Origin of the sequence: Paenibacillus paridis, assembly GCF_006345825.1 — a bacterium.
In the GTDB taxonomy this organism is placed as follows: domain Bacteria; phylum Bacillota; class Bacilli; order Paenibacillales; family Paenibacillaceae; genus Pristimantibacillus; species Pristimantibacillus paridis.
Map to the genome: position 1 here is coordinate 98,982 of NZ_VCIX01000077.1, position 14,529 is coordinate 113,510.

At 49.3% G+C, this 14,529-nt stretch carries 5 protein-coding genes; all 5 read right to left on the reverse strand.

The genetic code is table 11. From position 1 onward, the window contains the following. Nucleotides 1–27 precede the first annotated feature (27 nt). The 5 genes from FJQ58_RS08040 to FJQ58_RS08060 all read right to left on the reverse strand — a co-directional run bounded on the left by FJQ58_RS08040 (nt 28) and on the right by FJQ58_RS08060 (nt 14,470). On the reverse strand, nt 28–3,369 hold the full coding sequence (locus FJQ58_RS08040) for a DUF5107 domain-containing protein (protein WP_238403892.1): 3,342 nt from the start codon (nt 3,367–3,369) through the stop codon (nt 28–30). Nucleotides 3,370–3,552: 183 nt separating this feature from the next. Then, nucleotides 3,553–9,099: a glycosyl hydrolase 53 family protein gene (locus FJQ58_RS08045; RefSeq protein ID WP_139992096.1), complete on the reverse strand. Its 5,547-nt coding sequence runs from the start codon at nt 9,097–9,099 to the stop codon at nt 3,553–3,555. Nucleotides 9,100–10,303: 1,204 nt separating this feature from the next. Continuing rightward, nucleotides 10,304–11,170 carry a protease modulator HflC gene (hflC, locus tag FJQ58_RS08050; protein ID WP_139992098.1) on the reverse strand — a complete coding sequence of 289 codons (867 nt, stop codon included), beginning with the start codon at nt 11,168–11,170 and terminating at the stop codon, nt 10,304–10,306. Then, a complete protein-coding gene (gene hflK, locus FJQ58_RS08055) occupies nt 11,167–12,243 on the reverse strand; it encodes an FtsH protease activity modulator HflK (protein WP_238403894.1) in 1,077 nt (358 codons plus the stop codon). The genes hflC and hflK overlap by 4 nt, the downstream gene beginning before the upstream one ends. A gap of 166 nt (nt 12,244–12,409) precedes the next feature. Beyond that, on the reverse strand, nt 12,410–14,470 hold the full coding sequence (locus FJQ58_RS08060) for an alpha-galactosidase (protein ID WP_139992100.1): 2,061 nt from the start codon (nt 14,468–14,470) through the stop codon (nt 12,410–12,412). Nucleotides 14,471–14,529: the final 59 nt, after the last annotated feature.

Here is a 14,529-nt window from a genome sequence, read left to right on the forward strand (position 1 = left end):
GTGTAACCAATGAACACCGCTGTTATATTATTTTAAAGTCAGTCGTTTGTGGATAGCTGCCCCTTGATGGCTGCGATCCATGGCAATCGCAAGCTCAAATTGCTCACCAGCTTGCTTCTGCTGCTCTAGGCCAAGCAAGCCTAGCCCCATCATAAAGCGGCAATGAATGATGTTCCGTTTATTCAAATCTTCATCGAAGACGAGGAAATCAGGCAGAGATACAGCAAAATAATCAATTTTGACATCATCGAACAAATGCTTCTCTGCGAAATCAATCAGCTTGTTAAAGCGACGCTTCGCCTCCTTGCTGTTGTTAAGCTTTTGCCAAGCCAGTCCCTGATAAAAAATCATTTCCGGCGGCTGGTCATTATAATACATCGCGCTTGCCGGCTCCTCTAATCCTTGGGAAGCTATTCTGAATGCTTCCTCTGCTTCCGTTAACTGTCCAAGTCCCTCGAGAGCACAGCCCAGATAGTAATACACATTGTTTTCCTGTGCGCCGGCCAGCTTGGCTTCGCCCAGATTTTCAGGATTGGCTAGCGCTTTCCGAAGCAGTTGCTCCGCTTCAACATACTGCTGCCCGGAGATTGCAATTTTCGCCTGTTCAACATGAGCAAGCACATATTGACCGAGCGTCTTTCCTTCTCCTCCCTCCCATGGATGGAAGCTGCGTGATGCAAGCAGCACGGCTGCTTCCTGATGGCGTCCCAGTGCATTGTGCAGCGTGACATATTCCAAATACAGGTCATCTCTCGCATGAACCAGCTCCCTATGCTGTTCCAGTGCAGCCAAACGCTGCTCCGGTTCGATGTCTATTTTCTTATAGAGCTGATCCAGCTCGTAGAAGACACGTGCATCGGACTGATCACAGGCAAAAGCGGCTTCAAGCGATTTGCGGGCTTTGCCTGCTTCGTTTCGTTTATTGAAATAAGCTAGCGCTAGATTACGGTGAGCCACAGAGTAGGAAGCATCCTTCGCGATGGATTGCTCCCAGTGAGTAACAGCATCTTGGTGGCGCTTCTTGTCGTAGTAAAAATTACCCAGGAAATAATACGCTTTGGCATCTTCCGGCCGCACTTCGACAGCATGTTGCAGAACCAGCAGATCAAATAAGCTGTTAGGGAAGCAATAATCTGGCGATACTGCATTTCCAGCTTTTAAATACCGTGCCGCTAGCTCGCCTTGTCCACGTTTTCCATAACTGTATGCAAGGGCGAAATGAATCATCGGATATACGTTCGCATGCTCATCCGCCGCTAGGAAATGCAGCACTTGGTTCGCTTCCTCATACAAGCCCGCTCCTGCATAATCATAGGCAAGCGCCAGATGGTTATGGGCGTCTCCCCGCATAATTGCCGTTAAGTCCTGCAGTGCTTTCGTCGCAATGGCTTCATTACCAGCTTCTTTGCTTGCCAAAAACAATTCGTGATATGCCCCAAAATCAGCAATATCCAGCTTCAGCGTTTCGGTTGCATACGCTGCGGCTTCCGCTAACCTTCCAAGGCGCCGAAGCAGGGCAGTTTTCAGATCCCTCGCTTTGTAGTTGCGGGAATTACGGATCAATGAGCGCTCTGCAAGTTCAAGCGCTTCTTCATATGCGCCTTTCTCAGAAGCAATTTGCGCCAAAGAGAAGTAACCGCTATCCTGCCACTCTGCTGACCAAACGGCTTTGTAAAAGGCAGCGAACGCCTCTTCTAATTTCCCTTGATGCTTTAGGGATACACCAAGCTGATAGTAAGCTTCGCTATCATACGGATTGGGGTTTCTCCAGGTAAGGCTGCTAATGGCTGTATGGAAATGAGCCTCGCTTTCGACGAATAGTCCCCTACGCAGCAGCAGCGTTCCATAGGCAACATTGATACGGATATCCGTTTCATCTCGTTTTAGTCCTTCCAAATAATAAGCTTCGGGCTCAAAGGTTGCATGGCGGTATTGCTCCAAATGGAGTCCTGCCAGATACAACTGCTCGTTTGTTTTCAGCTGTTGCGGCTCCGGTAGCGGCTTGGCTGCATCAGGCAGCTCTTCGATGCCCGGCTTCTTCGGCTGGTAACTTACGAGTACGCGGCCAGCTGCATCCTTAACTGTCAGCCGCAAATCATATTCCTGATCGTCTGCATGAAGTGGCGCATGCAAGATGAACGTCATGCTTGGCGACAAGCTTGTGGTTTCCTGCACGTATACCCTTCGATTGCTCTTCAGCTCGATCGTCGCCCCTTCGACTAATGAAGTCGCATAGGCTTGAATCGTCGCTTTCGATTCCTTCTGGTCCACCTCTAAATTGACAGCCGCTTCAATGGTCGCGTTTTTGACGACGCCGATATTTTTGTAAGGCATAAAATATTGCTTAAATGATTTTTCTTCATAGGGCTGCAGCCATGTGAAATCTGGCTGATTATCGGTATATACGCCCGTCATGAGCTCGATGTAAGGACCATCCTCATCCGTTAAGCTGCGGTCCCAGGCTTGGCCAAACTCCCCGTTTCCCCAGGTCCATTGCTTCTTGCCCGGCGAAATATGATGATTGGCTACATGCAGAAGTCCGGCTTGGACGGAATGATCATATCCGCCTACAAAATTATAATCCGATTTGTAAGCCATGTAAGAGGTTGGAACCGGAATGTTTTTGTAACGTGAAATATCGACACCGTCGGAATAATCCATCTTGTAGTAAGTGCCTGTGGCGATCGGGAACTTCGATACATCACGTTTACCGTGGTCAAATACCGCATGCACATCCGGAGGAAATACGGATTGGGTATGGTCATTGACCGCAACCGCCGGGTTAGCCCACCATAGGAAGGTTTGCGGCTCAGGCGTACGATTATACAGTTGGGCATGGATTTCCAAATAAGCTTTCCCCGGATGCAGTGTAAAGCCTGCAGTTACTTTCGTTCCATACATTCGATCAATCTCGCTTACCCACACAGTTGCGCTGCCGTCCTCATTTTCCGCTAGGCGGTATTCGACGGGTCCGAAAGTATTCGGACGGTGATGCTGCGGCCAATTGAACTCGATACCTCCTGAGATCCAGGGGCCGGCTAAGCCAACAAGCGCCGGTTTAATGACCTGGTTGTAATAAACGAAATCATATTGATTGGTTTTATCTACAGCGCGGTAGATCCGTCCGCCAATTTCGGGCATGATCTCAATTCGCAAATATTCGTTTTCAAGTATGGCCAGCTTATAGGGCTGAGGCGCTTTCTCATCGTCAATTTTGTCAATGACCGGATGCGGATACACTTTTCCTGAACTGCCCTGATAGACCCGCTTCTCTAGGAACATTGGATTTTTATCGGGTTTGCCGACGCCATAGGTTGGAATTTGAACGACTTCCTCCCAAACGCGTGAACGCTCGTTCTTATTGCTCAATCTGCTCACTCCTCTTATCAGTTAACGATCCTATAGCTATACATTACTGGAGAAGCGCCATGCTAGCCATTGATTATACGCTGGTCATCATGGATAATATTCTGATTTTATTCGTTTTTCCTCTTTGCGTATGAATAACAAAAAAAGACGCCTTCCTAATGGAAGACGCCCTGCCAATCCTAATTAATCAGTCTTATGAATCGTATGGAAGAGCCTCTCTAAAATCACGGCCGCTTGCGCTCTCGTCGCACTCGCTTTAGGTGCAAATCTATCCTGGCCGATACCATTAATCAGGCCTGCAAGCTGCATGTCGCGAATAGCTTCTGCAGCATACGCGGCAAAGTCTGCTTGATCCTCAAAGGATTCCGAACTCCGATTTGTGTCTAATATGACCTTGCTCACTTGCAATGCACGGTGCAGGATAACAGCCATCTCTTCCCGGGTAATGACGTCATTCCCCCCAAAGCTTCCGTCGCTATTTCCATTAACGATACCAAGCTTCTCTGCGGCTGCAACAGCCGGTGCATACCATGCGCCTTCCTTCACATCCGTGAAGGACGAGTTTTGCACTGCTTCTGGCGTTTCCAAAATTCCCATTAGCATTTGCAAAAATTGCGCACGAGTTACGGATGCTTCCGGTTGATAGGTTTGATTTGTAAATCCGCTGATGATGCCTCTAGCAGCCAAAAATTCAATACTTTGCTGTGCCCATGCCACCTTGGTTAGATCCGTAAATGAAACAGCGTTGTAAATTGCTGCATATTTGCTGAAATGCTTCGGACTAAAGGATACGGTATCCGACTCGGCATCGTAACTGGCGTTTTTTACAATTTCCAGCTTACCGTCATCCGTGGCATAATAAACCACCACACTCTGGGCATTTTGCCCTTGACCAAGCACATAAGGCAGCTTGACGTTGATCATGCCGTTTCCGAAATCGGTTAGCTTCTTGCCATCCACCGTTAAAGCAAAGTCATAAACGGTATTTCCGCTGAGTGCCTGCCTAAGCTCGGATGATAAGGTTCCAGCATCTAATTTCTCCACGGTTAGTTGAACGCTGCTGGACGATGTGCTGATGATGTCTTTAAACAACTCGATCGAAAGTGAAAAGGTAGCGAAGCCCGTTTTAAGTATAATCTTATTTATCGAGCTGCTAGCCATTTCCGCAATCTGCTGCGCAGAAACTTCTACGACGACACCAATCGCTCCTGCGGCAGGAGCTGCGCTTACCGTTACCGAATGTTCCGCTTCATTTTTATCTGCCTGTTTCAAATCAACCTGAACCACCGGCAAGACTGGAGCAGTCGTTGACGGAGTTGACACTGGAGTTGCCGCCGGCTTCGGTGTCGTTTCTGGTTTTGGCGTTACACTTGGCGTCGGCGTTGTCTCCGGTGTCGGAGTCGCTTCTGGCGTTGGTGTCGCTTCTACCTTTTCCTCCGTTAGTGTCAGCCTGATACCCGTTGTCGTTTGTTGGTCTGCCACGCTTATATCAGATACGCTATTGGCTTGGAAACCCGCTTTGTTTACAAATAAAGCATAATTAATGCCCACAGGAAGATTACCCAAGATAAACTCACCTTCTGCATTCGTAGCTGTCGTGTATTCAATGCCATTTATCGTTATCTTGACCTCAGCACCTGCCAGCTTCGCACCGGATTCATTTTGCACCACTCCGGAAATGCTGCCTGTTCCTGCTCCCAAATAACCTACGGAGACTGCATCGATCAGCGCCCAGTTTCCTGCGTTCGCATCCGCATAGAAACCAATAGTCAGCTCGCCGTTTTTGACCAACACATCCATGCTTTGAGCAGTCATCGAGCTGCTCTTCGGAATATCGAGCCTCGCCAGCTCGCCGCTTGAATCCTTGGCGTACATGTAATATTCCTTCTGGTCGCCACCGTTATAGAACCAGCCGCTGACCTTATAATAACCGTTGGCTATACCGGTTAAGGTCTGGTGAGCATCAGAAGTGTACGCACCTGCCAGCCAATGCGAGAACACATAACGGCCATCCTTTGCATTCGCATGGGTTTGAATAAAGGTAGCATTCTCGGTGCCTGTAATCGTCCAGCCCGGTATCGCATACCTATCAGCACCCTGTGTCTCAAAGCTAGCATTCGTCAATGGAATAACCGTCGCCAATTGCAAAAATAGAGGCGCATTTGCGGTAAGCGCAGCTATCGTTACTCCGGTTGCCATTCCATTTAAATAACCGGACTTGCTCGCCGTAACCGTATACCCGCTTCCTCCTAGCATATCCGTGAGCTTATATTTTCCGGAAGCGTCGGTTTGAGCCCTATACGTCTGCTCGCCCTTAACCGCAACGACGGTTGCCCCTTCTACAGGAGAATAAGAGCTGTCTGTGACGATGCCCGTAATTGTGCCAAAATTGAGAATCAGCTCCACATGAACGCCGCTTGTCGTCAAGCCGACTGCAACTGCAATCGGAGCCGCATTGGCTGTCAAATATCCCTTTTTAACTGCCTTTACGCTGTAATCCGCTCCTGCTGGCACATGCAAAATCGTATACTGTCCATCTTCGCCGGATGCTGCAGAATACGTTTTTCCGCCAACAACGACGCTAACCTCTGCATCTGCTATCGGCAATTGATCGGATCCATGAATCATCCCTGTAATCGTGCCGGAATTCAATGCAAGCCTTAGCTCAATATCGGATTGGACAGCACCAATGGCTACCTTGATACCGCTTGCTTCTCCTGCCGCATAACCTTCTTTTTGCGCTTTGAGGGTCACGGCCTCTGCCGCAGGCAAATCTGCAAGCGTGTATTGACCATTTTGATCCGTTATCGTGTTATAGTTTGCACCGCCTATGCTGGCGCTAACAATGGCGCCGGCAATGACTCGCTGCTCCGCGTCCTTCACTACGCCTGAAACGGAACCGCCCGTTAACGTAATATTTTGGCCCGAGGTAAACATTCCGGCATTCACCAACTGAACCATTCTGTTGCCAGCTTGGTATCCTTCTTTGGAGGCAGTCACTTCATACGCGGTGCCTACCGGCAAATCCGGTATAAAATAGTTGCCGGCAGCATCGGATGTTGTTGTATGCGTCTTGCCATTTACCATTGCTTGAATCGTGGCAGAAGCGATTCGGTTGCCCGAAGTTCCTTGAACAACGCCTGACAGATGACCAAAGGTTGATCCTTCTGTATTCTGCTTATATGCGTCATGGGCAGGCAATGCCTTGCCGCCAAAGTCAAATAACGTTGTGTTTGACACGACATTCAAGTCCGGTTGGTCGTCAGCCTCCTTGATTGCCCAGCCTACACCCGGGACGGCAATCATAATCGGATCCCAGTACAGATCGCCAATCACTCTGCCATTGTTTACGCTCTTTAAGCCGTTGAACAAGTTGATCATAAATTCCTTTTGGCCTTGCGGTGAGCTCGTGTCTGCCGGATACGGGCCATTGTCGTTCAGTTGGCCGATCGTTCCGTTAGGCAGTGCCGGATTCCAGTTATAGCCGGTTTCCATAATCATAATATCCTTATCATACTTTTCGCTAAAATAATTGCAAAACGCTACGATTTGCTCAATCGTCAGATCTGTCCAAAACGGATAATACGAAGGCCCGATAATATCATAGTCAACGTTTCTCGCTTCAATCTGATCAAAAAAGCTTTCATATTTGCTATAGTTTCCCGCATCATCCAGATGGAGAATGACCTTGGACTGCGGAGAAGCAGTCTTGACCGCCTCCGCGCCTGCTTGAAGGAAACGTGCCAGATTGCCCCAGCTTGTGCTGGACGCCCTGCCGTAAGGGAACAAAATGCCAGATTGCATTTCGTTTCCTAATGATACAAATTCCGGTGCTGTTCCTTGCGCCACCATGGCTTCCATCACTTCAGCCGTATAAGCCCGCAGCAGCTCTTCGAGCTTATCGACTTTTGCCGCTTCCGTGGTCAAGTCATTGATAGCCGCTTGCCAGGCATTCGGAATGTTATGCGTGGCTCCGTTCGTCCAATAATCGCTGTAATGGAAGGACAGCTGTATCTGCAAGCCTGCCGCTTTCGCGCGTTTCGCAAGCTTCAAGATATCGGCTTTATCCATAATGCCCGCCGGACGATAATAACTGCCGTCGCCATGCCCTTTGCCTGGCTCGTTGTAGACGCGCAGCCGCACAATGTCATGGCCGTTTTCTTTTAGAATTTGAAATAAATCCTTTTCCTGTCCGTTCTCGTCAAAAAACTTGCCGCCCTGCGATTCCACATAGGACAGCTCCGATACGTCTCCGCCCTTGAGGAATCGGTAGGCTTGGTCGTCCTTCACTAGCTCGACCACATCCAGCTTCACGCTGTTTCCGGCATTCGCATCGGAGTGCAAACCAATCGTTATCTTACCGTTCATGACCTGAATGCCCCGCAGATACACTTTCGTCCAGGTGCTGCCAATGGGCAGGGCCGCCCGTGCTTCCGACATGCCATTATCGCGGGCGAACAAATAGCTGGCATGCTGACCTCCGCTATTTTGCACCCAGCCCGTCAAGGTATAATAGCCATTCTCTAGGCCGGTCAACGTCTGCGAAGTCGTCACCTTATAATCACGGTCTGACCAATGAGACAGGCTGTAGCTGCTCAAATAGCCGGGAGCATCCGCGAACGATGCATCCGCATCGCCAGCTTCGGTCCATTCGTCAAGCTCCTGCGATTTTCCATTAGCTTGAAAGCTAAAATTTCCGATCGCTATACCCACGGGCTCCAATTCAACTTCCTCGTCCTTCACTAAGGAGACCAAGTCGATACCTAGCCACGCATCTGCGGGGCCGTCCGCATAAAAACCGACCGTAACGCTGTTGTTCTCTATAATGACCGGCAGACTAATTTTCGTCCAAGAGGAGCTGCTCACCGGTATAGCAACCTTTGCCTCTGCGCGGCCGGTATCTTTAGCATATATGTAGCTCTCGTTAAAACCGCCTCCGCTTGAAATCCAAGCCGTCAATGTATAAGCTCCATTCGCAAGGCCTGTTGCCGTTTGATAAGTGTTTGCCGTATAAGGGGCATCGCTCCAGTAATTCAGCCGGTTTGTACCACCGTCCGCCGGCGACCAATCTGATTTGATAGCTATCGGGCTTGTGCTGCCTTCCGGTCCGAAACTAGTCTCCCAGCCTGCTAACCCGGTTTCAAAACTGGTATTCTCCAAATCTTTGGCAGGAGCAGCTTCATCAAGCATAAGCGTTACGTTATCCACGCCCATATAGTTGCTTGCCAATGCCAAACCATCCGCATATACGCCAAGCGTCAACTGATGATTCGTCACCACGACAGGCAACTGAATTTGCACCCAATCGCTGCTTTGCGGCACATCTTTTCTTACTTCCGGAAGGCCAGTGTCTTTTGCATATAGGTAACTCACCTGAAAACCCGCTCCCCGCTCTACCCATGCCGAAAGAGTATAGCTGCCGTTAACCAAACCCTTTATCGTCTGCTGCGTATCCGCAGTGTAGGCTGCAGCACTCCAGTAATCGAGCCGCTTCGTCCCACCTCCGCTCGGGATCCAGCTTCCTTGAATTGTAATAGGGCTTACTCCATCAGTCGCTGTAAAGCTCGTTGACCACGCTTCAAAATCGTTCTCGAAACTCCCATTAGGAACACTAATGGCGGTCCCCGCCGCATGAACGGACGGTGAATCTAGTCCAGTAAATAAACCAATAACCATACAAATCATAATGAAAATACTGATACTGCTGCGAAACCTTCTAGTTCTGCTCATTTCCAGTCACTCCTTCAGTTCAGATCTAAACCCCGCGTTTATTACTGCCTGCAGAAAATAAAGCGTTATCATTTCTCGGCTTGACAATCGCTCTACCTCTATTCACATCTATAACTTTAAAGGAATTCAAGTAATCTACAAGTAACACAAATGCAAGATATATGCTGCTTTGATAGCCGCTTAATAGGTAAGGGATATCAATTACGTTGGGGCTGCGCGAGTAGATCATTTTTTTATATTCACTTTAATTAGTGCCGTCCAACCACTTTTGTTCCCCATCCATAGATACTCTGTAAGAACACATACGCTCTTACAGACAACTAACTCAGACTAGTTTATCTCTGTTAGCGCATATACGTTCATACAGCCACCGTTCGAGCCACCTTCAACGCCGAAATCATTCCGTAAGCACTCATTTGCTCTTACAGACAACTAATTCAGGCTAGTTTATCTCTGTTAGCGCATATACGTTCTTACAGTCGCTGTTCGAGCCACCTTCAACGCCGAATACATCCTGTAAGGACACATACGCTCTTACAAACAACTTACTCAGACTAGTTTGGTTCTGTTAGCGCATATACGTTCTTACAGCCGCCGTTCGAGTCACCTTCAACGCCAAATACATTCTATAAGCACACATACGCTCTTACAAACAACTTACTCAGGCTAGTTTGGCTCTGTTAGCGCATATACGTTCTTACAGCCGCCTTTCGAGCCACCTTCAACCCCGAAAATATTCTGTAAGCACACATATGCTCTTACAAACAACATACTCAGACTAGTTTGGTTCTGTTAGCGCATATACGTTCTTACAGCCGCCGTTCGAGCCACCCTCAACGCCGAAATCATTCCGTAAGCACTCATTTGCTCTTACAGACACTAATTCAAGCTAGTTTATCTCTATTAGCGCATATACGTTCTTACAGCCGCCGTTCGAGCCACCTTCAACGCCGAAATCATTCCGTAAGCACACATACGCTCTTACAGACAAGTAATTCAGGCTAGTTTGGCTCTATTAGCGCACATACGCTCTTACAAACAACTTACTCAGGCTAGTTTGACTCTGTTAGCGCATATACGTTCTTACAGCCGTCTTGGCCCCGCCTTCAACACTAAGCTTGAGCCCAGCCGCTGCTAAGCCCAGCGATGCCGTACAGAAAAAGCAAAAAAAGAAGCTTCCCGCCAAAATCGGGAAGCTTCTTCTCTATTTGCCTAGCAATATTTTTGCATAAGGCGAGTCGATCGGGATCATGATGACCGGCTCGTTTTGCAATGTGGTGGAGTAGCTTTGCAGTGTACGATAGAAGTTGTAGAACTGCGGGTCGCTGCCGTAGGCTTTGTTATAAATAACCGCTGCCTCGCGCTCGCCTTCCGCTACAATTTTCTTCGCATCCGCTTGTGCCTGTGCCAACAGCTCCGTTGCTGTACGGTCTGCCTTCGACGTGATTTTGCGCGATTCCTCGTCACCTTCGGATAAATAGCGTGCAGCAATCGATTGACGATCGGAGATCATCCGGTTGTACACGCTTTGCTTATTCTCTTCTGGCAAGTCAGTACGCTTAATCCGGACATCGATGACTTCGATGCCGTAATTGTCCCTGGTCAAAGCCGTAATAACATCCTTCGTAATTTCATCATTAATATTGCCCCGCGCTGTGTTCTCGCTAATGATGTTATCGTAATTAACCTCCGATAGCTTACGTCTTACGGAGTTGTATACGGCCTCGTCGATCCGCTGAACGCCACCGCTGACCGATTGTACCGTTCTTAGAAATTGCGAAGCGTTCGTAATCCGCCATACCGTGTAGTTATCCACGACAATCGGCTTTTGGTCCTTCGTAAGTATCGTTGTCGGAGTGCTTTCGTAAGTCATTTGATATTTAGGCAGCGTTGAGACATTTTCGATAAACGGAAGCTTGAACTTAAGGCCCGGCTCCGGCACCGCTCTCATTGCTTCACCGAAGCGTAGCACGACCTTGTATTCGCCTTCCTTGACGATGTACATCGAACCCGAACCTAAAATAACCACGACCAATACAATAATAAGCGTTATCCACTGGTTTCTTTTCATTGTGCAGTACCTCCTTGCGGAGCTTCTGCAACCGGTGGCGTCGTTACAGGAGGCGTTGTTGCGCTACCTGTATCGCTGCTGCGCATCAGCTCATTCAGCGGCAAATAGTTTACCGTGTCGCTGTTAGAATTGGTGATGAAAATTTTAGCATTTGGCAATATTTTCTCAAGCGTCTCCAAAATCAAACGGCTCTGGGTAACATTCGGATTGTTTTTGTACTCTCCGAAAATCGCGTTAAACTGGGCAACGTCACCCTCTGCGTTCAAAATCCGTGATTTCTTCTGGCCTTCCGCATTCTCCAGAAGCGCCTGCGCTTCGCCTCGCGCCTTAGGAATCCGGTCATTCTCATATTTTGCTGCGTTGTTGATCTTTGTGTTTTTCTCCTCGCGCGCATTCGTTACTTCGCGGAAGGCTTCTGCAACCTGACCGCTTGGCGGCTCAATATCCTGGAACTTGATATCAATAATTTGAATGCCCGTTTGATACTTCGATTGCAGCTCAATTAGCTTCTCGCGAACCTTATCCTGAATGACGGTTTTTCCGTCTGTGATCGCGTAATCAAGCTTCTCCGAGCCGATAACCGCACGGATCGATGAGCTGGCCGCATTGCGCAGGAACTGCTCTGCATCCGAGATATTATACAAATAATCATGAATATTGCTGATTTTCCACTGAACGACCGCATCTGCCGATACGATGTTTTCATCGCCCGTGATCATCATCGCTTCCTCATCAACTGGAATCGCAGCCGATCCCTCTTGACGGTAGCCGATATGAATACGCTGCGTGAGCTCAGCCGGAACGGTGATTACCTGCTGGACCGGATAGGGCCATTTAAAATGCAGTCCCGCCGAAGTCTCCCCCGAATATTTGCCGAACGTCAGGATTGCCGCCCGCTCCTGCTCTTGTACGGTGTAGAATGATGAGGACCCTAGAAAAATTGCTAGCACGGCGATAACGCCGCCAATAATGATCTTCCTCACCGTAGCCGGATTAAGCTCTGGCGGTCTTCGTCCGCTCATGCTTTGGTTAGGCGGTTGGTTCTGGTTCTGATCCATGAAGCTCAATGACATCTCTCCCCTTCCAAGTCATTCTTGGTTTATGCGAAAAAAAATCGCTATAAGGGATAATACGGAGAAGCCCGCCAAAGGTCACGGATTTTTCGCAAATTTTGTTATTTTGCCTAATAAACATTCATATCTCTTCATTTTGCTGCGAATTAAGCCGTCTTGGTTGCCTTTAAGCCTGTACGAATTGCAAAAGCTTCGACTCAGACGCTGACAGCTCGATCCTATATTCCGATGCGCCTGCTTCTATCCGCTGCTCTTGCCCGCTCCACAAGTCACGAACGATTATCCCCTTAGAGGAATCTATGCCTATTCTTGCGAATGATGCGGATTTCACCGTTTCGTTCTCATTGTCAAAGTTAAAGGCTGCTACATAAATCTCTTCTCCTGAGCTAAGCGAAAATAAATCCTCACCCTTGGTGCCGCTAACGCCCTCCACCGGACGGAACGTTTCCCCGCGCTTCGCAAGCGCCATGACCTCTTTGTTCGTCATCCATGCTTTCGCGCGGCGCGCGGCTTCCTCCACACGGTAATCATCGCCGAGCAGCAGGGAAGTGCCGGATATCACCCCGCTGTTCAAACGGCTTCTGCCCTCGTGCTCGCTCGTTGCGCGCTGATTGTCGCTTTTGTACAATACCACATGGTCAGGATCGTTATAGCGATACAGATTGTCATTAATCCACCAGCCGTAGGTAAGCGCGTTAAGCATATATTCCGTATCGTTAATCGTTCCGAAAGCGTCACAGGAAACCCGGCGGCTGTGAGCATAGCCGTGCGGAAACAGCGGAGCGATCGACAAATTAATCAAGAACGGACGGCCCACCCGCTCCGGCGCAAGCGTATCTCTAACCAGCGCCATGCCGATATTATAGGCCTGTATGCCCGTCCGCACGCCGTCTTGGTGAAAAATCCCTTCCATCGCGCCGTGCGTGAGGAAGTCCAGCTTCACATAATCAAAGCCAAGCTCCACAAAGCTGTCCAAGCTTCTCTTGATTCGCTCCTGCGCTTCAGGATGTGTTGGGTCAATCGGGAATGCTCCATCGAGCTTAGGCAGCGGCCGTCCCGCTTGATCCTTGATTAGAATGTCGCGGTAGAGCACGCGGCCATCGGTTCCTTCTACCGGCGAATCCGGATCGCTTCCCCAGAACGCGAATGGCGTATAATAGATGCCCGGCTTCTGGCCATTCCCCTTTACTCTTCGAACAGCATCCTTCAGCTGCTCCTCCGGCAAGCTATTCCAAAACGCATCAAAATTCACGTATAAGCTGTCGTTGTCGTCAGCAAAGCCGTTTTGCTGCAGCTCCTTGGCAAAGAAATCAGAGGTATGCGTATAGACATCGTAATCCAGCTTGCTCATAACGGCAGACCAGCTATTCCAGCCCATCGGAATGCCGCCTTCCCACGGAAGGGCCGGTGTCAGCACCGCATTAGCCTTGCCGTATTGTTCCAGCCCGTCGCGATAATCGGCAAACGCGCCTACGAAGATCGTTGGCGATACGATGCTTTTGCCGCGAAGGGCGCCATGAGCTAATGTATCTCTAGTTTGCATGTCGGCAGCGCCGCCAAAAACGCGAAGCCGGCCAACCGCTTCGGCAAAGGTGCCTTCCACGACGATGCCCGTTTTCCAGCTATCATGCGTAACCGAGCCAATAACAAATCCGTTTCTGCTCTGCGAGCGATAAATCGCTGTCGTCTCATAGCTTTGCACGCTGCAAGGGATCGCATGGGAAGCGAAGCGTACCCATTTGTCGTTATCAAAGGGGATAAACAGCGTTCTGATCTCCTCGACCGGCTCTGCGCTATCTCCAAATTCGGCCACGCTACCGTCATTCAAATAGGCAGCTAATGGCGTCAGTTCATTGGTTTCCCATTCGAATTCATTTTCGGCCTCAAGCTCTGTGAGCAAATACGGAAGCTGCTCATACATCCGGAAATGCTGGCGCAGCGTTGGCTTGCCAAGCTCCTCATGCTCAAAGCTCCAGCGCAACCCTCTGCCATAGCCATCCTCAATCGGTTGAATTCCTGACTGGCGAACAGCATGCTTCGTATAATAAGTAGAGCGCAGCTGCGCTAGACCATAACGAGCTTCCGCATAAAGGCCGCTCAAGGCTTCGCCGCTGCTCCATCGCAGCGTAAGCTCGCCATTCGTCAGGTTTGCCGTTGCCTGAACGACACCATTCTCCACTATAAATTCATTCTGTCCATGCTCCAGCTTAAATGTTCCGATTTCCATTCTTCCTCAGCTCCTTTGTTAAAATGAAAGGGGGCCGGCTGAGCCGGCCCCCCAAAGCG

What these genes read in the sequence shown, in the direction of transcription:
- FJQ58_RS08045 (WP_139992096.1), bottom strand. Translation starts at nt 9,099, where the DNA reads ATGAGCAGAACTAGAAGGTTTCGCAGCAGTATCAGTATTTTCATTATG.
- hflC (WP_139992098.1), bottom strand. Translation starts at nt 11,170, where the DNA reads ATGAAAAGAAACCAGTGGATAACGCTTATTATTGTATTGGTCGTGGTT.
- hflK (WP_238403894.1), bottom strand. Translation starts at nt 12,243, where the DNA reads ATGTCATTGAGCTTCATGGATCAGAACCAGAACCAACCGCCTAACCAA.
- FJQ58_RS08060 (WP_139992100.1), bottom strand. Translation starts at nt 14,470, where the DNA reads ATGGAAATCGGAACATTTAAGCTGGAGCATGGACAGAATGAATTTATA.